Here is a 23,045-nt window from a genome sequence, read left to right on the forward strand (position 1 = left end):
ACAGGTCCCTATTTTTTTGTTCTAATCGATGGTTTATTGACTTTTTAATGTGGTCTTTATTTTGGCTTCCGGCATATCTACATCACTTATCATTTCGGTTGCCTTGGTAAGACAGGTTTTTTTGTCCAAAACATAAAAACCTTGGAGATTGCCGACCTGGTTTGCATCAGGACCAAACATCTTTCCTTCCACATTTACTTTGTAACCAAGCTCATTTGCCTCGATTAATGTCATTTTGCTTTCTACCATTATTCCTGAATCATCAGATTCTGTTTTTGATGTCCATGAATCTCCGATGGTAACCGGTTGCTCAGGTAATACAGTGCTGATATTTTCGAACATACTTTTGTCAAACGGCATATTGATGCCTTCAGGTAATTTGATATCCGACGACTTACCAAGTTGGTTTACATTGAAGGTTATATTATTTTCTAGCAGCTTGCCTAACGTAGCATGCATCTGCTTAGAAAAATCATTAGCTTCTGGATTTTTTGAGTCATATGCCATGTCCATTCCTGCCATATTCATTTTCATATTGATTCCTGTGTATTTTAAATCAAATGCGAATGAATTATCTTTTGTTGCTGTATTGGTTATATCAAACCCCATGTTGAGATCTGTAGTCATTTTTTGACCAGCGGCATCGATGTCCATGGTCATACTCAGGTTTTGTGAAATCTTTTTTCCTGCATCCGGATTTACGCGCAGTGTATATTTCTTTTGTGCGGAAGCCGCGAGAACAAAGAAAGCAAATACCGCGATCAATGAGGTTATTCTTAATTTTTTCATATCTATAATTTTTATGTTTTTATCAGTAATAATTGGGCAATTTAAATATATAAAAAAATCCCTTCTACGTGGTAAAAGGGATTTGGGTTTTTTATAATTAACAAAAATTACTTTTTGATATAAGATACTTCTTTAACAGCTTTTACAACTTTTTCGACGCTAGGCAGAGCCGCTTCGATTAATGTTGGTGCGTAAGGAAGTGGTACATCGGCACAATTTACGCGTATTACAGGCGCATCTAGGTAGTCAAATGCATTGCGTTGAACATTGAATGCTAAATCTGTAGAAATAGATGCCAATGGCCATGCTTCTTCTACAATCACTAAGCGATTCGTTTTCTTAACAGATGCGATGATTGTTGGGTAATCAATTGGACGTACGGAACGCAAATCGATTAATTCAACGCTGATACCTTCTTTTTTCAATTCTTCAACTGCAGGAATGACAACGCGAGGAAGCATTTTACCAAAAGATACAACAGTTACATCTGTACCTTCCTGGATGATATTAGCTTTTCCGATTTCCAAGTAATATTCTTCTTCAGGAACTTGTCCTTTATCGCCGTACATTACTTCAGACTCCATAAAGATGACAGGATCTGGATCTATAATCGATGATTTTAATAGACCTTTAGCTTCATATGGGTTAGAAGGTACCACGACTTTTAAACCTGGTGTATTTGCAAACCAGTTCTCGAAGTTTTGAGAGTGTTGAGCTGCAAGTTGGCCAGCATTTCCTGTAGGACCACGAAAGACCATTGGAATAGAGAACTGTCCACCACTCATTGAGTGGATTTTTGCAGCTGCATTGATCACTTGGTCGATAGCAACAAGTGAAAAGTTGAATGTCATGAATTCCACAATAGGTTTTAAACCATTCATTGCCGCTCCAACAGCAATACCCGCAAAACCAAGTTCAGCAATAGGTGTATCAATGATACGTTTTGCGCCGAATTCATCAAGCATACCCTGACTCACTTTGTAAGCTCCGTTATACTCAGCAACTTCTTCTCCTAATAAAAATATTTTGTCGTCTTTACGCATTTCTTCGTTCATTGCTTCACGAAGTGCTTCTCTGAATTGTATTTCTCTCATCAGTTGTAAAATAGTGTCAATTTTTTGATTACAAATCTACTATTTAAAATTGATATTTTGAAGATTTGAACACGCTAATTGTATAGTTTTATGTCATTTTTTAAGATGTAAATGACTTTCATATTAAATTTTTAAATATAAGTTGCTCAGATATTCCAATGTTTTTATAAGTGCCTTATTACTATTCATGATAGCTAACGGAATGTTCCACGTGGCACGGTTCCTTTTTTCTACGTAATTCGAAATACCGCGAATCTCTATAACGGGAACAGTTATTTTGTCCGCAGCATAGAAAACAGCAGCTCCCTCCATACTTTCTACGAGACTATTGGGATGGAGCTTTTGAATTTTTTCGATGCTTTCTGTATGACCATGTACTTTGTTTACGGTAATGCCCTCCCCCTGTTTTAGAAATGGGAGACGAAGCTCTTTGTCAGCTAATAAGCACGAGGAAAATTTAGACTTTCCGTAGCCCAATTGGTCTATTGGAATAAAGTTATGACCGTCTTCCGCGCCAAGCTCAACGAATGACTCTGAAACCACTTGGATGACTGAACCTATTTCAACATGCCGATCCAGACATCCCCCTATTCCTATATTAATAAGAAGATCATATTTTTTTTCATGAAGTGCTCTTCCTAGCGCAAAGGCTGTGGCCACCATGCCAACACCAGTGATGAGGGTATCGCATCGATCGTATGTTGATGCCACTTCCAGGAACGGCTGCAATTCAAATGAAGTAGCCGCAATAACTAATATTTGCATGACGAACTCTTTTTTGAGGGAAAAATACAAATTATCTTGCGCGCAAAAGTATTTTAAAACAAAATATAGTACTTGGTATTCGTCCAACTGACAGATCTGACTTTGATTTTATACATAGGATGATTTGGCTTTTGCTAACAATATCATTACTGATAAGCGCGGTGAAACGGCATTCTTTTCGGCATTTAAAAGTTAGAAGTAGCCACTGCTTTATTATACATTAATAGCGGTTTAATAGCTATTTAGTTTAGCTTTTAAATAGGGATAATATAGGTTGAACCTAAACTAACCCTAAGCTAACCCTAACTTAACCCTAAACTAAACCTAACTAAAAACGCAATCAAATAATAAGAAAAATTACGTAAAAGAGCCAATAATATATAAACACTGGTATTCTCATAAAGAGTAAGCAACGTTCGGTTTCAAATTTAGCCATGCGTTCTCTAATAGTTAAGAACTAGACTACGGAACTTTTATCGGTTTTGAATGAAGAATGGTATAAGCATTTCATTATATTACGGTATTCTGACGGCATTCCTCAAATTGAAATGTTAAAATTGCGCCTAAAGCCTTATCTTTGTATTATTATGGTATTTATAACTCGTCGTGAACGTTTCTGTGCTGCGCACAAGCTCTATCGTGAAGACTGGAGTGAGGAGCAGAATGAACAGGTTTTTGGTCTTTGTGCCAATCCGAATTGGCATGGACATAATTATGATCTTTATGTCACAGTTAAAGGAAATGTTAATCCAGAAACTGGTTTTTTGATTGACCTAAAGATGATGAAGGAAATTATCAATCGTAGCATCATCGATAAGGTAGACCACCGTAATTTTAATTTAGATGTTGATTTTATGCAGGGTGTGATGGCTTCAACTGAAAATATCGCAATCGAGATATTTAAGATTCTAAAACCCTTGTTTGATGAACAGGGAGTAATTTTACATCGTGTCCGTTTGCACGAAACAGAAAATAATTACGTCGAATATTTTGGCGATTAAACTTTAATACATTTAAATAGTAGAAACTATGAGTCAGCACTCATTTGACAACGAAGAGTTGGATGGATATATTAAGATCGACAAATACAATACTGAAAAGGTAGAACGAATCGCTTCTCATTATACCGATATATTGGCATGTCTTGGGGAAGATCCCAAACGTGAAGGTTTAGTAAAGACGCCAGAGCGTGTTGCGAAAGCGTTGCAATTTTTGACACATGGCTATGATATTGATGCTGGAGAGGTATTACGTGGAGCGATGTTTGAAGAAGACTATAGTCAAATGGTTGTCGTCAAAGATATTGAAGTCTATTCTCTTTGTGAACACCACATGTTGCCTTTTTTCGGTAAAGCCCATATAGCTTATATTCCTAACGGACATATTGTTGGATTGAGTAAAATACCGCGTGTCGTTGATATTTTTGCACGTCGTCTTCAGGTTCAGGAGAGGCTCACTAATGAAATCAGGGACTGTATCCAAGAAACTTTGGGTGCGCTGGGCGTAGCTGTAGTCATGGAATGTAAACACATGTGTATGGCAATGCGTGGCGTACAGAAACAAAATTCTGTGACAACAACTTCTGCATTTACAGGAGCTTTTCAAAATGATGTAACGCGATCCGAATTCTTACGCTTGATCACAGCTGATCTTGCGTAATACCGGTATGGTGCAATAATAAAAAAGCCTTCTAGAATATCATATTTTAGAAGGCTTTTTCTTTGGGGAAATTGTGATCTGAAATAAAATTTTAAAATTGAAGATGTTGGGTTTTTATGCATTTGAGGCAATTTTAAAAAAACGTCCTTTACAAAAGGTTTATTGTATTTGATTGATAATCAGGTTTTAGTAAAAAAAAGTTTTTATACTAAATATGTTTTTTGGTACCTTTGCGGTTATGGAAATTGTTGACAGCGATTTAGAGTCCTATTTGGAACATACTACAGACGAAGAAAATTCGTTACTGAAAATGGTAAATCGGGACACTTATTTGAAGGAAACAATGCCCCATATGTTATCTGGACATTACCAGGGAAGAGTTCTTTCTTTATTGAGTAAATTGGTTGCTCCCAAGCGTATTTTAGAGATTGGGACTTTTACTGGATACGCAACTTTATGTCTCGCTGAAGGGCTGAAGGAAGATGGTCTATTACATACCATTGATATCAATGCAGAGCAGCAAGAAAGGGTTCAAGGTTATTTTGATGAATCGCCATTTGCTGACAAAATCAGGTATCACATTGGCGATGCGGCGGTGATACTACCTACATTGAATGAAACATTCGATCTAGTATTTATCGACGCAGACAAGAAGAGAAATTTATTTTATTTCGAAACGATAATAAATCAAGTTCCGTCTGGGGGACTTATTTTGATTGACAATGTCTTATGGAAAGGTAAGGTATTGCATTCAAAACCAGACAACCAAACAAAGCAGATCATTGATTTGAATGCACGTTTAGCTCAGGACAAGCGCGTAGAAAAGGTGATATTACCAATTCGAGACGGACTTTTTGTATTACGCAAGAAGTAATTTGTGAACTAAAACATTCTTCATGAATTTAAAACAATTAAAAAGCTTTGTACTGATACTAGCTTTGGGAACTTTTGGATTAACAAAGGTTTCGGCTCAAAGTAATGCGGCATATGTCGATAAGTACAGTCCAATAGCAAAAGAAATGATGGAGGAACATGGTGTTCCGGCATCGGTTATCTTAGCCATCGCCATGCATGAAAGCGGAAATGGTGGTAGCAGGGTAGCAAAGAATTTGAATAACCATTTTGGTGTCAAAGGAAAGAACAATAGTACCGTTATTCGGTCAGCTTACAAAGGTTATCGGTCAGTATTGGACTCGTACGATGATTTTGTAGGAATAGTGAAAAGAAAAAAGACTACTCAAAGTCTTTTTGATAAACATCCGGGTGAAAAATACGAGGCTTGGGTAAAAGCGATAGCTCGTTCGGGGTACTCGACGAGTAAAGGTTGGACTGCAAAAGTACTCGCTACAATTAGACAATATCATTTGGATATGTTTGATCATGATGCTAAGCAAAACAAATTCTCGTCAACAAAAAGATAAGCACTAAGCACAACATTACTGCATGAAGAAGTTTTTTTATGGCATGTTTGTACTCATGATGTTGGTTACATCATGTTCAAGTCGGAGGGGCACGTTATCGTCCCCTAAATCTGGCTCCAATTCAAAAACTTCTTCATCTCCTTCTGTTGGGCGGCCCACCATGGCAGGGAACGATTACATCAGTCATTACAAACAGGTGGCAATTGCAGAAATGAACAGATACGGTATCCCCGCCAGCATTAAACTTGCTCAGGCACTGCTTGAATCAGGCAATGGGAATAGTTACCTAGCGCGCGAGGCGAATAATCATTTTGGTATTAAATGTGGCGGAGTGTGGAAAGGAAAATCCGTAACCCGCCCTGATGATAATATTAATGATTGCTTTCGTGTTTATGACAGTCCCGAACAATCGTTTCGAGATCATTCTGAATTTCTGTTGAGGCCTCGGTATGCAGCGCTCTTTAAATTGGATAAGAATGATTATAAAGGTTGGGCTAAAGGCTTGAAAGCAGCCGGGTACGCCACCAATCCACGTTATCCTGAATTGCTCATCGAAATGATCGAAAGATATCATCTTGATCAATACGACCGCGGTGAATCGCAGCGTGAAAAAGTTGTTCGAGAAGAAACGGTGCAGGTAGAAATCGTTCAGAATGTACAAGAAGCCCCCCCCTCGGTTGTAAAAACAGAAGCCATCAAGAGCCCCGTAGCCATGCGTATTCATGAGGTTAAAGCTCAAGATACGTTGTATTCGCTCAGTAAGCTATATAATGTATCTGTCGATCAGATTAAGGCTTTGAATGGTCTTACCGATGATGCGCTATCGTTGGGTCAGCTTTTGGTTATATCTAAATAGTTACGTTTTAAAAGATGTTAAATATTTCACTTTTGTATCGCTATATAGTAGTTTTACGATAGTGATATTAATACGATATATTTTTCTACTTATTGCCATTGGGGCTTCCACTTCTGCACTTTTTTGTCAAGATAAAAAAGTGGAGGGGATTGTCTTTGATAAAAATACCAAACAGCGTATTGGCAATGTCAAGCTTGCCAACTTACGAACAGGAGAGGTGAATTATAATACAATCAAAGGTGAATTTGTCTTTAATGCACAGTTAGGAGATCATATCGTCGCGATGAGTAAGGGGTACTTTTCAGATACGCTTCTTGTAGATGAACGTGGATTATTACTTTTTCATTTGGTACGCGAAACTTTTTATATAGAGGAGGTTCAGGTTTACGCACGCAAAAGTCCCGAAGAAATTTTGGAAAAGGCAAAAGTGGATTATGAAAAGGCATATCGTTTGGCAGGTTATGGTGATGTATTTTCTGTAGGACCAAATGGCGCTGGTTTAAGTATCAATTCAATCTACAGCTTATTTAGCAAAGAGGCCAAACGGGCACGCCGATTGACTAAAACCATTGAAAACGATTATAAGGAAAATGTGATCGATTATAAATTTTCGAAGGAACTTATTAGTAAAGTAACTGGACTCAATAGTGAAGAATCGGAGCGATTTAGAAGGATATTCAGACCCTCCTATTTCTTTATTCTTGCAGCAAGCGATTATGAACTGGCAAATTACATTAAGAATTGCTATTCACGGTATCAATTGAATCCTTCACAATATTTTATTGAGCCTTTTCCAACAATTAATTATAAATTAGTACCGTAAACAAAAATAGACGTTTTCAGAATGAAGTTATTTAATTTTGTCGGCATGGCTATGCTCTGCCTTTCTATTACTGGCATACAGGCACAGGATCTGAAAGATCTTAGGGCAAAACCAGATACCGTAATTTCCGTACAGAAAGAGCAACCTTTAAATATTAAAACCATTCGTCCTGTCGTTCCCAAACTGAACCTAGAAGTAGACTATTGGAAACATTGGACAAAATTTGGGATCAATTTAAATCAGGCATCATTTAATGATAATTGGAAAGGGGGCGGTGTCGGTTCTATTGCTGTTGGGTTGAATGCCAATCATAAATCGGATTATACCAGAGATAATTTCAATTTCGTGACTGAAGTTGATTTACGTTATGGAAAAATAAAGAACACCAATAATATTGCGAAGAAAAATAATGACCGTATATTTTGGGATAATAAGCTTTCTTATAAATTGTCTGCCAATTGGGCTTTGTTTACATCGGTGACCTTTGAGTCTCAGTTTGACGCAGGGTATAAATATAGGACGGAGAATGGTAGGGATACCATTGATTATATCGAAAATGCTTTTATGGCGCCAGCCTATCTGACGGAGTCTTTCGGTCTTGAGTACAAGCCCAGCAATGAATTCTCGTTACGTTTTGGTACAGGTACTGCTCGTCAGACCTTTATTTTGGATGAGCGCGTTAGACCTCGTTCGGTAGAGGGTTTTTATCAAAAATATGGTTATTACCTTCTTCCAGATATGAGTAAACCAGAAGGTGATAATAATCAGCGTAAAGGTACCGGCGAACGATTCGGTGTAAAGGAAGATCGAACTTTTGCAAATGCATTGGCATTCCAGCTAACGGGTAATTTGGACAAAAACTTCACAGATAAATTGAATGTAAAGGCGCGTTATAATCTTTTTGCGGATTATGAGAAACTTTCCGATCCAACGCACCGTTTAGATGTAACCGTAACAGCGAAAGTTACCCGTGTAATCAATGTGAACTTGAATGGTATTATGATTTATGATCCAGATGTTATTTCCAAGGTGCAATTGAGTCAGTCCTTGGCAATGGGAATTGTATATAGTTTACCAAAATAATGATTAGACCTGTGTCAGTAGGAATATTACTGTGCTCATTGCTTTCTTTGGCAAGTTGTAAGTCGAAGGTACAGCCGGCGATTTTGAAACCGTTGGTAACATCTTTTGCTTCTCCGGTGGTTTTGGAGCCGCAGATTGTGACTAATCCGGATACGAGTTTATTGACACCAGAGGAAAGAAAGATCATCTTTTTGCAGAAATCGGGAAGCCATTCTTATTGGCGTCAAGAAGAGGCTATTCATTATGATGTACGCAAGCCAAACTTTGTTATTATCCACCACACCGCACAAGATAGCATCGGTCAGACAATTAAAACTTTTCAGATCCCGAGAACTAAGGTGAGTTCACATTATGTTATTGGCCGAAATGGGGAGATTATACAAATGTTAAACGATTATGTCCGCTCTTGGCATGCTGGGGTTGCTAAATGGGGTTCTATCGTAGATATGAACTCATGTTCTATCGGTATTGAGCTAGATAATAATGGTAGAGAACCTTTTCCTGATGCACAAATTAATTCATTGATGACGGTGCTGGATACCTTGAAGTCTCGCTATTTAATACCGACAAATAATTTTATTGGGCATGCCGATATCGCTCCAGCAAGGAAGAACGATCCAAGTGTGTTTTTCCCCTGGAAAAAGCTGGCGGACCGGGGTTTTGGAATTTGGTATGATGAAGGGCAACTTGTTGCCCCCCCAGATGGTTTTAATGCGATAGATGCGCTTAAAATTATCGGTTACGATACGTCTAACCTTAAAGCTGCGATTGTTGCCTTTAAAAGAAAGTTTGTTGTAAGGGATACAACACCCGAACTGACCATATACGATAAGAGCGTGTTGTACAACATTTATAAAAAATATTAAACCTGTACAATCGTACTTTTCGTTTTATTAGGATTGAATTTTATCATCTACCAATGCGCTTTTTTTTACGCCCAGCTGTAGGAGATAAGCGATCAGCATGACGGCGAGACAGCCAATAAGATTTAACCATAGAAACGGTATTTTATCCATTAACCAAATACCAATCACGATCACTTCTGAAAGTATGGCGGCAATAAAAACTGCTTTTCCCCTGATTTTTCTCATATAGAAGGCTACAATAAAAATACCTAGGATCGTCCCATAGAATAAGGAACCTAAGATATTGACTGCTTCGAGAAGATTACCCAACCTATTTGCATATAAGGCTACCAGGATAGTAAATATGCCCCAAATCAGGGTAAATAGACGAGACCACAGCAGATCTTGTCTTTCAGATGATTTACGGTTAATGAATCTTTTGTAGATGTCAATTGTCGTTGTGGAAGCTAATGAATTAATAGCGCTTGCAGTTGATCCCATTGATGCGAGAAAGATAACTGCTATTAGCAGCCCGATTAACCCTTTTGGAAATACAGTCGTTACGAAAGACAGAAACACATAATTATTGTCGTTCGTTTCCGCACTGGGATTGTTTTTTTTAATCAAGTCTATGGTTCGGTCTTTAACCTGCTGCATTTGCGCGTTTAGTTGGCCCAATGCTGTGCGAGCATGAGCAATACTTTTTGTGTCATCTTGCTCTAAGGCTATATTAAGTTGCTGAACAGCAGACTCACGCGCTTTAAACAGTTCTTTATGTTTCTGTTCGAAGATTTGATACTCAGGAGCGTATTTGCTTTCCTTGAGGTTTTTGACTTCAACTTGATTAAAAAAGATAGGCGGTTGATGGAACTGATAATAGGCAAATACAAGGATTCCGATCAGGAGAATTGCAAATTGCATAGGTATCTTTAATAAACCATTCATAATTAATCCCATCCGGCTTTCTCTGATGGATGCTCCAGTTAAATACCTTCCGACTTGGCTCTGATCTGTTCCGAAATAAGAAAGCTGTAGAAAAAATCCTCCAATTAACCCTGTCCAAATTGTATAGTTATTGTTCAGATCAAAAGTAAAGTCCAACGCATTTGTTTTCCCTGATTTTCCTGCTATATGCAGTGCTTTTGAGAGGCCAATATCCTGTGGTAGCAGATGAATGACCAATATCCCGGCAATAAGTAAAGACGCAAAAATAATGCTCATTTGGAGCAATTGCGTATGAGATACAGCTTTGGTTCCGCCATAAGTTGTATAGATAACAACAAAACTTCCTATGGCCAAGGTCGTCCAAGTAAGGTCAATATGTAGTATGGTCGATATAATCAACGCCGGAGCAAATATTGTAATACCCGTTGAAATACCGCGTTGAATGAGGAAAAGAATAGCGGTGAGTCCTCTGGTCCTTACATCAAAGCGTTTTTCTAGAAATTCGTAAGCTGTAAATACTTTCAGCTTATGAAAAATGGGGATAAATGTTATGCAGAGGACAATCATGGCCAGCGGTAGGCCGAAATAGAATTGAACGAAACTCATTCCTGAAGAATAAGCTAGTCCGGGTGCAGAAAGGAAAGTAATGGCGCTTGCTTGAGTCGCCATTACTGACAATCCGACGTGATACCAGGGTAAAGAACGATTACCCAGAAGGTATCCATCAATATTTTTTATGCCTCTACTCTTGTAAACGCCATACACGACAATAACCAAGAGTGTCAGAAATAAAACGATCCAATCTGCTGTACTCATGAATAGTGGTTCGTGAAAATGTACAGAAAAAGGATGAATACAAATAGCCAGATAACGACCAACCAGTAGAAACGTTTCCAGCTATTCATCGTTGTTATCTATCGGAAGGCTTCTGAGGATAGATGACGCTATTAAAAATAGCGGCAATAATCAATCCGACAGCGGCACCTCCAAAGATGCTTAAAAATGTCTCGTTTGCAGTGAATCCAATTAATGCACCAAACACTACAGCAACTAAAAGAATGATTCCTTTTGCTTTGCCAGCATCAATTGTCGTGCAGCTGTTGTCAATCTGATTTTCCATTATTCTATTATTTTGATTTTGATAACAAATTTACAAATAATCTGTAAGCTCCGGGAATTCCTGCGGGTAATTGTCTGAAAAAAGACAAAGATGTATAAACAAATTTACCTTTTCCATAGTGTGCAACTAGTAATGATCCATTATGTAGCGCCTCACCCGGGTCTTGCATGGTAATAGGCGTACGATATCTTTTATCAATATCTTCGGCAAAATATAGTCCCCGTTCCTGTACCCAGTGTTGAAAGTCAGCTTCGCTGATTTTGTTTGGGTAATTGAAAATAGGATCGTTTTTATCAAAATGCACTGTTGCTTTTTCGTCCGTTACCCGGCTTCTGCCAATACTAAAAGGAAAGGGACCAAAGTTTTTTGCTATCATTCCGTTATTTACATTGTATTGTTCTAGAACTGTACCCCCCATTTTCACATACGCAAGTACTTTGTTTTGAAGCTGCGCAATCTGTTTATTGACGTTGAATATCCGTACACCAAAAATTACAGCGTCATAGGTGGAAAGATCTGCTTTTAACGCCTGTTCGTTACTTAGCACATCAACTTTTATACCAATGGCAACAAGCGATTCAGGAATTAGATCCCCTGCCCCATGAATGTATGCGACGTTCTTTACGTCGTTGATCAGGTTGATGTTGCTCATTTTTATAGCCGCATCTGGGAAATAAACGATATCAGGTATATGGTTGTAGTCAATGGACTTTATCTCTTTCAAGCGTTCTTTATTATTCAAAAGAAACCCAAGGGTATCTATGGAAGATTGGGTAGCATCGGATGGTTTTATGCTGATTTCCCTAGAGATTATACGTTCACTTTCTTTAAAAGATAAATAAAAAGATGCTGGTAAAACTTCCCAGCCTTTTGGTATGTTTGGTTTTACATGAAATGTAGTAGCGCCTATTTGTCCGTTTTTCTGAAAAGTCAGATTCACTTTGACCGTTCGGGCATTTTGGGTAAGCGCCAGAGAACTCGAACTTTTAGCCGTTAATGGTGGTAGGATTACGATCGGGTTGTAGATTTCACCACGGACAGGGTCGGTGTATTTATACTTTATAAGCTGATTGATTATGATGGGCTGGCCATTGATCCGAATTTCAATAGATACACTTGGAGCATCAGGATTTTCGGGATATCCGGTAAGATTGAAATCACTGATATTAAATTTACCTTTTCCATGCGGTTCCATCAGCCAGTAGGGTTGTGTTGTCCTATCGGCGATGACAAGCATAGTGTCTTTTTGCAACCTATTTGTTTTCAGTGTGTCATGAATGCTATTTCCGTTTAGCTGAGTCAGCTCAACTGTTATATTTGGACGGCGGACAATAATAGAATGATCCACTTTTATCTCATCTCCCAAGGCATAGGATGAATTTCTAGCAACACTTTCGAACCAAATTCCACCACAAGCAAGAATCAGTTTTTCAACTTCCTTTTTCTTCTCCGTTTTCCAGTATTCATCATCAATTTCATCCAGTATTTTGTATAGTTTGATCAGTTCTGTGATGATCAATTCCGGTTTATCAATTTGATATATCTGATTAATGTGGTCAATTAAGGGTTGGACTTTATTGCCGTTTTTCACTCTTTTCCAGGAAGTGTCTACATTATCCAGCAGTGTCTTTTCTGCAGGTACACCGTCGACGAATTCGAAATATTCAATTGATGAGCCGCGTTGGCTTGCCGACCCGAAGCCTTGACTTTTGTGTGAAGAGCGGCTGTGGGCAGCAATCTCGCCATAGGAGGCTCCTAATAGGGAATTGTAATCTCCAATATCTATTTTTAACTGATCTTCACGGGTATTGTTTTGACCGCCAAAATTAGCCGTATTCCAAAGGAGACGTTTCGCCTGCCAAGGACTTACAAATTGAAGTTGTTCTGAAAATTGATTAGGATCTGCAGCGGCTTTAAAAGCTTCTTGCGCTAGAATAGCGGAAGCTTGATGATGGCCATGGCCCCCCCTTGAATCGGGAGGAAAACGTGTAATAATTACATCGGGCCTAAATTTTCGGATGATCCATACGGCCTCTCCAAGAACACGTTTTTTATCCCAAAATTCGAAAGTTTCTTCTGGTGTTTTCGAGAATCCGAAGTCATAGGCGGAAGAAAAAAATTGCTCACCTTTATCAATTTTTCGAGCAGCCAGTAATTCTTGCGTTCGAATCAAGCCAAGCTCAATACCCTGTTCTGTTCCGATCAGATTTTGTCCCCCATCGCCTCTAGTTAACGATAAGTAAGCTATCTTATATTTCTTTTCCTGGGCTAACCATGCAATCAATCGGGTATTCTCGTCATCGGGGTGTGCCGCAAAATAGAGTACCGATCCCAATGTGTTAAGTTTTTCCAGATTAAGTTTTATTTCAGCAGCATCCCACTGTGGATTTTGTGCTTTAACGCTTGAAGTTGACAAGATACCCGCCAAAATTATGATAACAGAGATAAAAGGTCTTCGCATTTTTAAAGATAAAGATTTTGCTTAACAACGGATTGTTGATTATTGTAATTTTATTGAAAGTCTTTAAAGTTTGATTGATCCCTATGTATACCATTGCGCAAAGGTTATCATGCTGATTAGGCTTAGGCCAATACAAAGTGTAGGTTTCAGTTATACGTAAAAGCGCTGTAAAATCATATTCGTCGATGCTTAAACGGATAATATAAGCACAGAATAAAAAAAACGGAAATCCCAATCAAGTTGGAATTTCCGTTTAACAATTAAAATATTTTTTCCTGAAACGAATTTTTAGAGAATAGTTATTTTGTCGCTTCGCTCCAAGTGGCAACCTTTAACATAGTAAATATATGTAGAAAATATTGAGTTCTGTCAGATTACTTTAATTAGTTTTCCACATCGCTAAATTTTGTCAACATTTTAGCTTTTGGGAAATGTATAATATATCGTTACCATACCTTAAGCGACTATAGTACCGCGACACTTATTGTTTAATAGACAGACTGCTATCTTCATACGATCTAAACAACGTCGTAAGATTTGCTTCATAGTTTGGGCAAATTGGAATTGATATTCATCGCTATACTTCAAACGTTCAAAAAAGATTTAGACACATTAAAGAAAGTTTCAAAATCATACTTTTAAGCAAAAGCTATTTATCAATGGCACCAAGAACACGTTTCATAAATAAATTTAACGCGTCTTTTTTGGAATGACCTTCTTTAATTAATTTATCAACCTCTACCGCTCCATAAAGGTTTGAAATCAATTCACCAAGAACGTCTAGTTCCTCATCTTTCAAAGGAGCCTCTGTTAATGCTTCCAGTGTCTCTATGGTCTCTAGGACGTAGTCTACATCATTTTGCTCGATGAATTCTGTTAAATGCTTAATTACTGGAAGTTTCATTGAATAATTCTACTAATGCGTCCAACTTATTTGTTTGTACTTGATTAACCAATTTACCGTTCTTAAAGGCAGCAAAAGTTGGTAAATTATTCACGTTTGCTAATTTGCGAGATTCAGGAAATTTTTCTGCATCAGCGATTACAAAAGGCACACTTTCATTTTCGCCTGCTAACTTTTTGAATTTTGGTTTCATTATTTTGCAATTACCACACCAGGTAGCGGAATATTGAACCATAACAATATCGTTGCTATTTACAATTTCTTGTAAATTATCGTTTTCTAATTCTTGTAACATGATTTTATTATTAAGGTGATTGATGGAAGTCAACAGGAATCAGGAGTGACTCCTGTTGACGAGACTTGTCGTCTTCGTATTTTGTTAGTGTTTCGCTAAATAGTCAGCTACACCTTTTCTATCTGCGTTCATGGCATCTTTACCTTCTTCCCAATTTGCAGGACATACTTCACCGAATTTTTGTACGTGTGCATAGGCATCGATCAGACGTAAATATTCTTTAACGTTACGACCTAAAGGCATATCGTTTACCGACTCGTGGAATACACGACCAGTTTCGTCGATCAAATAGGTTGCTCTGTAAGTGACAGCAGAACCTTGTGCTAATGTGCCGTATTCAGGGTGTTCAACTTCTTGAACATCTAATATTCCCAATATACTTGATAAGTTACGGTTTGTATCTGCTAAGATCGGGTATTCAACACCTTCAATACCGCCGTTATCTTTTGCTGTGTTTAACCAGGCGAAGTGCACTTCATTTGTGTCACAAGAAGCTCCGATTAAGATTGTATTGCGTTTTTCAAACTCGGCAGCTGCCTCTTGGAAAGCGTGTAATTCAGTAGGACATACGAAAGTGAAGTCTTTTGGATACCAAAATAAAAGCACTTTTTTACCTTCTTTGACTGCTTTTTCAAAAATGTTAATTTGTAAATTATCGCCTAAATAATCGATTGCATCTACTGTAATGCTTGGAAAACTTTTACCTGTAAAACTCATAATATATCTTTCTTTTTTTGTTGCTACAAAGATACGGCAACTTCGGCCAAAAAGCGAATTGATTTTGCCAATACACTATCGTCAAAATCTATTTTGACTCGATTATAACAATAAATTTTTATTATAATAATGATGCGTTAATCCAATGATCAGGCGATCGATTGAATACCTTTAAAAAATAAATGGATTAATAATGCGGTAGTTACAAAATTATGGAATTAAATAATTGCAGTTTTGCAAATCAAAACCTACTTTTGCGCTGTTCAATTTGAGAACAACACAATGCTGGAGGGGTTCCAGAGCGGTCAAATGGGACGGACTGTAAATCCGTTGCTTCGGCTTCGAAGGTTCGAATCCTTCTCCCTCCACATTTTTCTTTCTTACCAAATTCCATTTCATCGTATAAGTTTTAAGTTTGTTTGCGTGTTAATTATTGCAGATTACATGAAATTCTTTGATGAGGTTTTTGGGAATAGCCAACGTCAATGGCTTGAGTAAAGCTAGTCCATTTAGGTCAAGACCTTCCTCAGGAAAAAAATATATCCCGATTTGAGACTTACTATTGACTTATTTATAAAATAAGATTAAGTTTGGCTTCTGAAATGGCCCCGTAGTTCAACGGATAGAATAGATGTTTCCTAAACATTTGATAGCAGTTCGATTCTGCTCGGGGCTACAATAAAGAAAGCGATGGATTACCATCGCTTTCTTTGTTTCATATGGTTTTTATTTTGGTATCAAAATTAAATCGTAATAGAATTGTCAATTTTTAATAATATTTCTATATTAGAATAATCAAATGATAATACAACAATTTTATCATTGGCTTTAATATAGATTGGATGGGAAAATTTTTAGTATACCAATTTAGAAGGGTATATGTAGCTAATCCTGCTTTTTTTGTTTTCTTTTCCATTTGGGTGTTTCTATTGACCTTTTTGGTGGCTTTTGTTCCCAAGGCTGATTCGTTTCATTTTATAAACTCACACCACGCTTTTTGGGCAGATATTCTCTTTACTATTTACACCTATTTTGGGGATGGTCTCTTTGTTATCACTGTTTTTATTGCTTACTGCTGTATGCAGCAATGGAATTGTGCTCGAGCTATACTCGGTACATATATCTTTTCGGGCGTCATCTGCTGTATGCTTAAAAATCTTTTCCATGTGGATAGGCCGGCCAGCGTATTTCATGGAGATCCAACATTCCATGTCGTCTCTTGGCTGCCTGTAGCCTACTTCAATTCGTTTCCTTCAGGCCATACAACTTCAGCCTTTGCGATGTCAGCCACGATAGCAATTGTCTCAAAAAATAGATCTTTTGGGATTCTTACCTTTGTTTTTGCGGCATTAACTGCATACTCGCGTGTGTATTTGGGGCAGCATTTTGTGATAGATGTATGGTTTGGCTCGATGTTGGGCACGGTTACGGCTTGCATTTATCTGCTGGCAATGCCCTATATTTTAAAAAGTAAACGCATGTCATTTAGCCTACGATTTCTTCAGGTCAAGTTTTAGATCGAAATTTCGATCAGCTGCTTCTTCGAAAAATTAGGCGGGGCTTGTTTGTTTAAATAAAGAGAGTCGCCCTACCATAAAAAACATTAAAAGGCCGAAGCATGCAAAAATACCGTAGGAATAGCGCAGGCTAAACGCTTCGGCAATATAGCCAATTAAAGGTGGCCCCATTAAAAATCCTAGGTAACTGATGCTTGAAACCATGGCTAAAGCTACGCCTGAAGGTACATTTTTGTTTTGTCCGGCAAGGCTATAGATCGAAGGAACGTTGCAGGCTACGCCTATACCTACCAACATAAATGCTAAGGTACAGATGATAAATTCAGGGTAAATAACCGAGGTCATCATTCCGATGAACATTAACAGTCCACTGTATTGCAGCGTTCTTTTTCGACCTAATTTACGGATGACCGCATCGCCAACAAAACGACCTGTGGCCATCATGATCATAAAAGAAGCGTATCCAACGACAACAAATTTTTCGGGCGCTTGTACGATTTCTTTAAAATATACCCCACTCCAGTCAAACATTGCTCCCTCTGTTGCCATACTGAAAAAGCCAATAATACCGAGTTGAAGTAGTCCGCCTTCTGGTTTAGCGAAGAAACTGCGTTTTTCCTTTTGGGGAGATTTTCCTGGCACCAGATACTTGTGATTGATTAGCGTATTCCCGATGACAATGATTAATATGAGTAAGAAATGGGAGAACGTATTCAGTCCGAAGTTCATCGTCAATAAACCGACTAAAGCTCCAGTAAAGCCTGCGATACTCCAAGCGCCGTGAAAAGAGGTCATAATTGATTTTTTGAAGATCTGTTCGGTGGCTACTCCTTGCGTATTAACCGAAATATTACACATATTACCGCTTACCCCGAATAGAAGCAATATAGCCCCCAATTGCCAAGCATTCTGTGCAAAAGGTATGGAACATAACACCAGCGCATAGGCAATGGGTACAATGCGTAAAACACTGGCGCTACCATATTTTGTGACCAGCTTTCCTGAGAGTGCCATCGTAGCGAGTTGCCCAACAGGGAGCATTAATAATATGGTACCTAATTGCCCTTCACTTAAGTTAAGATGTGCTTTAATAATTGGAATGCGACTTGCCCAGGATGCAAACGCAATTCCTTGGCAAAAAAAGAAAAGTGAAACCGCGATTCTTATACGATTTCGCTTCTTATAAAGATCTTCTTCTGAGTGAGTTAACGTTGCGTCCATAGTTTCTGATTTGAGGGTGCAAAGTTAAGGATAAGTATTTCATTAAAGAATATATTGAGTCAAAAAATACGTAAACTTTTGGATTTCGAGATAGGCGGGTTATTATGCCCCTATTTTATTGTTGGTCTAAGCATAAGATAATTATATACGGCACAGTTGTTTTTGCTTATTTCAAACACGATCGGATAAAAATCTTCTTTATTTCATGGTGGTTTGTTCGCTACCAATTTTACCTTTGTATTGGCAAACAATTATTAGCCTCCTAGATAACATGATAAAAAAACTATTTTTAAGTATACTACTGGCCTATGTTGGAACAACCTGTGTTATTGCCCAGCAACCCACATTTCTGTCCCATCCGACACTAAGTCCCGATGGTAAAGAAATGGTATTTAGCTACGAAGGCGACCTTTGGAAAGTGGGGAGTCAAGGCGGTGTTGCAGTTCGGTTGACCGGAATGGAAGGAAACGAGATCAATCCACGCATTTCTCCGGATGGAAAATGGCTGGCATTCTCGGCCAATCAAAATGGTAATATGGACATCTATGTGATGCCGCTGGCGGGTGGAGATATTCGTCAGCTTACTTACCACGATGCTTCGGATGAAGTGGACAGCTGGAGCTGGGATAGTAAATCACTTTATTTTACCTCATCCCGTTACAATAGAATGAGTGCCTTTCAGGTTGCTTTGAATGGTGGAACGGCAACAAGATTGTTTCCCCATATCTTTAATTATATCAGCAATGTGGTGCCAACACCCTCAGGCGAATTATTATTCAATGACAGCTGGGAAGGTTATAGTTCAGCCAACCGCAAACGCTATAAAGGAGCTTTCAATCCAGATATTAAGAGTTATAATCCCAAAACAAAAGTTTTTCACCAGTATACCGATTATATTGGTAAAGATTTTTGGCCAACAGTCGACCAAAAAGGAAACATATTCTATGTGTCCGATGAAAGTAATGGTGAGTATAATCTCTATCAAATAGCAGGATCGTCGAAGATCCAATTGACGGCTTTCTCAGAATCAATCAAACGCCCGTTTGTCGCAGCAGACGGTCGTAAAATCGCATTTGAAAAGGGTTACCAACTTTATATTTACGATGTCAATGCAAAGAAAACGATGCAACCTAGCATCGCTCTTAACCGCAACCAGGTCTTAGGAAAGCTGAAGGAGTTTAACATTTCAGGTAACATCAGTAATTTCGACGTTTCTCCGGACGGAAAAAAAATGGCGTTTGTATCCCGCGGGGAATTGTTTGTGTCGGATATCGAAGGAAAGTTTGTTCGTCAGATGCCAAGTCAGGGCGAACGTATTATGGAAGTTAAGTGGCTTAAAGACAGTAAAACATTGCTCTATAACCAAACGTATCTCGGGTATCAAAATTGGTTTTCACGCGCAGCAGACGGCAAAGGAGAGGTAAAGCAATTGACAAAAGATCTGCGTAACAACCGTGACATTACGTTTAATGCAGATAAAACAAAAGCTGTATACTTGAGCGGGCGTGATGAAGTTCGTATACTGGATTTGACAAGTTTGAAGAGTGAAATAGTGGTTAGAGACGAAATCTGGGCATTTCAAAATTCTTCACCTTCATTTTCCCCTGATGGAAACTATCTTTTATTTACAGCTATACGTAATTTTGAACAAGATATTTTTGTGTATAACCTGAAAAATGAGCAAACCACTAATTTGACAAATACAGGTGTTACAGAGGCAGCACCATATTGGTCTCCAGATGGTAAATATATTTATTTTGCGAGTAACAGAACCAAACCATCCTACCCCACCGGTATGCAAAACTCAAGTATTTTTCGGATGGCTTTGACCAATTTTGATCAGCCTTATCGTAGCACAAAGTTTGATGAACTATTTGTTACACCCGAAAAAAGAGATACAACATTAAAACCTAAATCAGTCGCGAGTCCAGCCAGCGATGCAAAGAAAACTGTTTTGGTTCAATTGGATTTAGAAGGTTTGCGTGACCGTATTGAACAAGTTAGCCCTGCATTTGGAACGCAATTTAATCCTTTGGTTGTACAAAAGGGCGATAAATCTTATTTGTTCTATTCCTCCAACCACGAAGGAAAATATAGTGCTTATCGGACCGTTTATGAATTATTTGTGCCAGCTAAAACAGAAAAAGTCACTGATGGAGGCTTTGGCCAATTTGTAGCGTCTTCAGGGAAGTACTTCGTTTTGAACAGAGGAACAATTCAGAAATATAACCTGGATCTGAATAAACTTGATGCGGTGACAATGAGTTTTAAATTCAATCGGGATCTCGAGAAGGAGTTCAGTCAAATGTTTTATGAAACATGGGCCAATCTGGAGGAAAATTACTACGATAGTCACTTTCATGGGGTAGATTGGGTAGCTGTCAAGAAGAAGTATGAACAGTATCTTCCAGGGATAAACGATCGGACAGATTTGCGTATCCTATTAAATGATATGTTGGGTGAACTGAATTCGTCGCATTTGGGTTTTAGTTCAATTGGGCAGGAAGAACGTAAACCGTTTGGTTTTGTAACGAATGAAATCGGTGTACTTTATGATGCCACTAACCCTTACAAGGTTAGCTATATTGTTGCAAATGGCCCGGCTGCAAAAAAGGAAGTTGATATTCAAGAGGGGGATGTCCTCCTTGCTATAAACGGAACAAAATTAAATACGCAGGCCGACCGCGATAATTATTTCACCTGGCCTTCTTTGGAGGAAGAGATCCAATTGACCTTCGATCGCAAGGGAAAGGAAGTTCAGACAAACATTCGTCCGGTTTCCAGCACAACGTTTAAAGATTTGCTCTACGACCAATGGATTAGAGATAACCGAAGCCGTGTAGACCAGTTGAGCGGTAGCAAGATTGCCTATTCCCATATGAAGAACATGTCTGATGCTGAATTGCAACGCTTTTTGATTGACATGGCCGAGCAGGAGAACAATAAACAGGGGATAATTTTAGACTTAAGGTATAATACAGGAGGAAATGTCCATGATGAAGTTTTAAGGTTCTTGTCTCAGCGTCCTTACCTGCAATGGCAATATCGTGGGGGTAAGCGTGCACCACAAAGTAATTTTGCACCGGCAGCCAAACCGATTGTCCTGTTAATTAATGAGCAATCTTTGAGCGATGCAGAAATGACCGCAGCGGGCTTTAAGGCATTAAAACTGGGTAAAATCATTGGTAACGAGACCTATCGTTGGATTATTTTTACGTCAGCAAAAGGTTTAGTTGACGGATCAAACTATCGACTTCCTTCTTGGGGATGTTACACCCTTGATGGTCAGGACCTCGAGCAAACTGGAGTTGCACCGGATATACTTGTGAAAAATACAGTCCAGGACCGGATGGAAAATAAAGACCCGCAATTGGAAAGAGCAATAAAGGAGATCCTAGGTGCCATAAAATAATTCTATTATCCACTAGAATTATTTCATGAAAATGGGCTGTCTAACAAAGTTGGACAGCCTATTCTTTTGCAGCGCTTTTTTTTCTTTGAATATATTCTTTCGCACCTTGTTATTTGTCGCTTTTGCTATTCTTCGCTTTGCATTCTATGATTTCCTCATCTAGTTCTGACGGTTGTCCTGTGGAAATTAGTAGCTGATTTTAAATGGTTTTTATTTTTAAGTTGTTGCTTATTAGGTGTTAATGGTTTTATGTTGCGTTTCATTGTGAAATTGCTGATTGTGTTGCATCCCTTCCAAAAAACTAAACAGGAGATAATATGAAAAAGATTTTTTTAGAGGTAAAAGAGGCTTGCTCGGCAGATTGGGATAAGATGACTCCACAGGAGCAAGGCCGTTTCTGTGGTCAATGTAAGAAGATCGTTGTTGATTTTTCTCAGATGGATGATCAGGAGATTGTAAATGAAATAAAGAACTCTAATAGAAGGTTATGTGGGAGATTTTATGAAGACCAATTAATGCGCGAATTAGATGCGCATGTTTCCTTTGCTAAAAACCCTATTTGGCGCGGTGGATGGACAGGAATCGCAGCGGGATTCATGTTGGTCGGATCGTTGAGTCTTTATACGGCTCAGGCACAAAACAAATTGACGGGGGAAGTAGTCGTTGTACAGTCTGCGATGGGAATCAATAAGGTTAAAGAGCAAGGCCACATCGACGTGTTAACAAACGATAGCAAAGTATCAAAGGACAGCGCCGATAGTGCTAAGGTTAGCATAAAAGGTCGTGTGGTTTGTGCGGGAAGTGATGTGAGTATGGCGGGAACAACGGTCTCTTTAGGAAATTATCGTACTGAAGTGGATGATAAAGGGAATTTTCAGCTTTGGGTACCACGATCGCTACTTGGGGTAAATCAAGAGCTCCGTGCACAAATGTTAGGGTATAAAACGGTGGTGGTTCCATTGAAAAATGGGAATCAAATGCATTTGGATAAACCAATAGAAATGGAAGTTAGGCCAATGATCATGGGAAAGATAACTGTTCCAAAGACGAAGCACAATATGGAGCGGAAGACGAATTAAGGTATAGAGACTCTTTATACGGCTCGCTTGATTATTACA

The 23,045-nt window shown here is 38.5% G+C and carries 21 protein-coding genes and 2 tRNA genes; 13 read left to right on the plus strand and 10 right to left on the minus strand.

Features of this window, described 5'->3' with window-relative positions:
- Positions 1-33: 33 nt before the first annotated feature.
- The 3 genes from B3E00_RS14390 to mqnB form a co-directional block, all read right to left on the minus strand.
- On the minus strand, positions 34-789 hold the full coding sequence (locus B3E00_RS14390) for a DUF6263 family protein (RefSeq protein ID WP_209576934.1): 756 nt from the start codon (positions 787-789) through the stop codon (positions 34-36).
- Positions 790-896: 107 nt separating this feature from the next.
- Positions 897-1,883, minus strand: coding sequence for a pyruvate dehydrogenase complex E1 component subunit beta (locus B3E00_RS14395; RefSeq protein WP_293880276.1), 987 nt, complete (start codon positions 1,881-1,883; stop codon positions 897-899).
- A 123-nt stretch (positions 1,884-2,006) separates the two neighbouring features.
- Positions 2,007-2,648, minus strand: coding sequence for a futalosine hydrolase (gene mqnB, locus B3E00_RS14400; protein WP_293880278.1), 642 nt, complete (start codon positions 2,646-2,648; stop codon positions 2,007-2,009).
- Positions 2,649-3,235: 587 nt separating this feature from the next.
- Between mqnB and B3E00_RS14405 the strand changes: the two genes are divergently transcribed.
- The 8 genes from B3E00_RS14405 to B3E00_RS14440 all read left to right on the plus strand — a co-directional run bounded on the left by B3E00_RS14405 (position 3,236) and on the right by B3E00_RS14440 (position 9,356).
- On the plus strand, positions 3,236-3,649 hold the full coding sequence (locus B3E00_RS14405; RefSeq protein WP_293880280.1) for a 6-pyruvoyl trahydropterin synthase family protein: 414 nt from the start codon (positions 3,236-3,238) through the stop codon (positions 3,647-3,649).
- A gap of 28 nt (positions 3,650-3,677) precedes the next feature.
- Positions 3,678-4,307 (plus strand): GTP cyclohydrolase I FolE, encoded by a 630-nt coding sequence (gene folE, locus B3E00_RS14410; RefSeq protein WP_209576925.1) that lies wholly within the window; start codon positions 3,678-3,680, stop codon positions 4,305-4,307.
- Positions 4,308-4,545: 238 nt separating this feature from the next.
- Complete coding sequence (locus tag B3E00_RS14415) at positions 4,546-5,181, plus strand: O-methyltransferase (RefSeq protein WP_293880367.1); 636 nt, start codon at positions 4,546-4,548, stop codon at positions 5,179-5,181.
- Positions 5,182-5,203: 22 nt separating this feature from the next.
- Positions 5,204-5,728, plus strand: a complete 525-nt coding sequence (locus B3E00_RS14420) for a glucosaminidase domain-containing protein (protein ID WP_293880283.1) — start codon at positions 5,204-5,206, stop codon at positions 5,726-5,728.
- A 22-nt stretch (positions 5,729-5,750) separates the two neighbouring features.
- Positions 5,751-6,584: a glucosaminidase domain-containing protein gene (locus tag B3E00_RS14425; RefSeq protein ID WP_293880285.1), complete on the plus strand. Its 834-nt coding sequence runs from the start codon at positions 5,751-5,753 to the stop codon at positions 6,582-6,584.
- A gap of 61 nt (positions 6,585-6,645) precedes the next feature.
- Positions 6,646-7,407 (plus strand): hypothetical protein, encoded by a 762-nt coding sequence (locus tag B3E00_RS14430; protein ID WP_209576920.1) that lies wholly within the window; start codon positions 6,646-6,648, stop codon positions 7,405-7,407.
- A 21-nt stretch (positions 7,408-7,428) separates the two neighbouring features.
- Positions 7,429-8,490: a DUF3078 domain-containing protein gene (locus tag B3E00_RS14435; protein WP_209576918.1), complete on the plus strand. Its 1,062-nt coding sequence runs from the start codon at positions 7,429-7,431 to the stop codon at positions 8,488-8,490.
- Positions 8,490-9,356, plus strand: a complete 867-nt coding sequence (locus B3E00_RS14440) for an N-acetylmuramoyl-L-alanine amidase (protein WP_293880287.1) — start codon at positions 8,490-8,492, stop codon at positions 9,354-9,356. The genes B3E00_RS14435 and B3E00_RS14440 overlap by 1 nt, the downstream gene beginning before the upstream one ends.
- 27 nt (positions 9,357-9,383) lie before the next feature.
- Here the strand turns inward: B3E00_RS14440 and B3E00_RS14445 are convergent, their stop codons facing one another.
- From B3E00_RS14445 to B3E00_RS14470, 6 genes are all read right to left on the minus strand, one after another.
- A complete protein-coding gene (locus B3E00_RS14445) occupies positions 9,384-11,096 on the minus strand; it encodes a sodium:solute symporter (protein WP_293880289.1) in 1,713 nt (570 codons plus the stop codon).
- Positions 11,097-11,190: 94 nt separating this feature from the next.
- Positions 11,191-11,400 carry a hypothetical protein gene (locus B3E00_RS14450; RefSeq protein ID WP_075990403.1) on the minus strand — a complete coding sequence of 70 codons (210 nt, stop codon included), beginning with the start codon at positions 11,398-11,400 and terminating at the stop codon, positions 11,191-11,193.
- 7 nt (positions 11,401-11,407) lie between these two features.
- Positions 11,408-13,861 (minus strand): PIG-L family deacetylase, encoded by a 2,454-nt coding sequence (locus B3E00_RS14455; protein WP_293880294.1) that lies wholly within the window; start codon positions 13,859-13,861, stop codon positions 11,408-11,410.
- Between the two features lie 649 nt (positions 13,862-14,510).
- Positions 14,511-14,765 carry a DUF6952 family protein gene (locus tag B3E00_RS14460; protein WP_209576910.1) on the minus strand — a complete coding sequence of 85 codons (255 nt, stop codon included), beginning with the start codon at positions 14,763-14,765 and terminating at the stop codon, positions 14,511-14,513.
- Positions 14,746-15,060 carry a thioredoxin family protein gene (locus B3E00_RS14465; RefSeq protein ID WP_209576908.1) on the minus strand — a complete coding sequence of 105 codons (315 nt, stop codon included), beginning with the start codon at positions 15,058-15,060 and terminating at the stop codon, positions 14,746-14,748. Before B3E00_RS14465 ends, B3E00_RS14460 begins: the two co-directional genes overlap by 20 nt.
- Positions 15,061-15,144: 84 nt before the next feature.
- Entirely contained in the window at positions 15,145-15,777 is a 633-nt protein-coding gene (locus B3E00_RS14470; protein ID WP_293880298.1) for a peroxiredoxin, read from the minus strand.
- A 287-nt stretch (positions 15,778-16,064) separates the two neighbouring features.
- On the opposite strand from B3E00_RS14470, the gene B3E00_RS14475 reads away from it, so the two are divergent.
- The 3 genes from B3E00_RS14475 to B3E00_RS14485 all read left to right on the plus strand — a co-directional run bounded on the left by B3E00_RS14475 (position 16,065) and on the right by B3E00_RS14485 (position 17,294).
- Positions 16,065-16,145 (plus strand) — tRNA-Tyr (locus B3E00_RS14475).
- A gap of 236 nt (positions 16,146-16,381) precedes the next feature.
- A tRNA-Arg gene (locus tag B3E00_RS14480) sits at positions 16,382-16,453 on the plus strand.
- A gap of 166 nt (positions 16,454-16,619) precedes the next feature.
- Entirely contained in the window at positions 16,620-17,294 is a 675-nt protein-coding gene (locus tag B3E00_RS14485) for a phosphatase PAP2 family protein (protein WP_293880300.1), read from the plus strand.
- A gap of 33 nt (positions 17,295-17,327) precedes the next feature.
- On the opposite strand, the gene B3E00_RS14490 is transcribed toward B3E00_RS14485, so the two are convergent.
- On the minus strand, positions 17,328-18,515 hold the full coding sequence (locus B3E00_RS14490) for an MFS transporter (RefSeq protein WP_293880302.1): 1,188 nt from the start codon (positions 18,513-18,515) through the stop codon (positions 17,328-17,330).
- 271 nt (positions 18,516-18,786) lie between these two features.
- Here B3E00_RS14490 and B3E00_RS14495 point away from each other — a divergent pair, with 271 nt between their 5' ends.
- Complete coding sequence (locus tag B3E00_RS14495) at positions 18,787-21,927, plus strand: S41 family peptidase (protein ID WP_293880304.1); 3,141 nt, start codon at positions 18,787-18,789, stop codon at positions 21,925-21,927.
- Positions 21,928-22,244: 317 nt separating this feature from the next.
- A complete protein-coding gene (locus B3E00_RS14500; RefSeq protein ID WP_293939000.1) occupies positions 22,245-23,006 on the plus strand; it encodes a hypothetical protein in 762 nt (253 codons plus the stop codon).
- Positions 23,007-23,045: the final 39 nt, after the last annotated feature.

The organism is Sphingobacterium sp. UBA5996, from assembly GCF_002429765.1.
GTDB lineage: Bacteria > Bacteroidota > Bacteroidia > Sphingobacteriales > Sphingobacteriaceae > Sphingobacterium.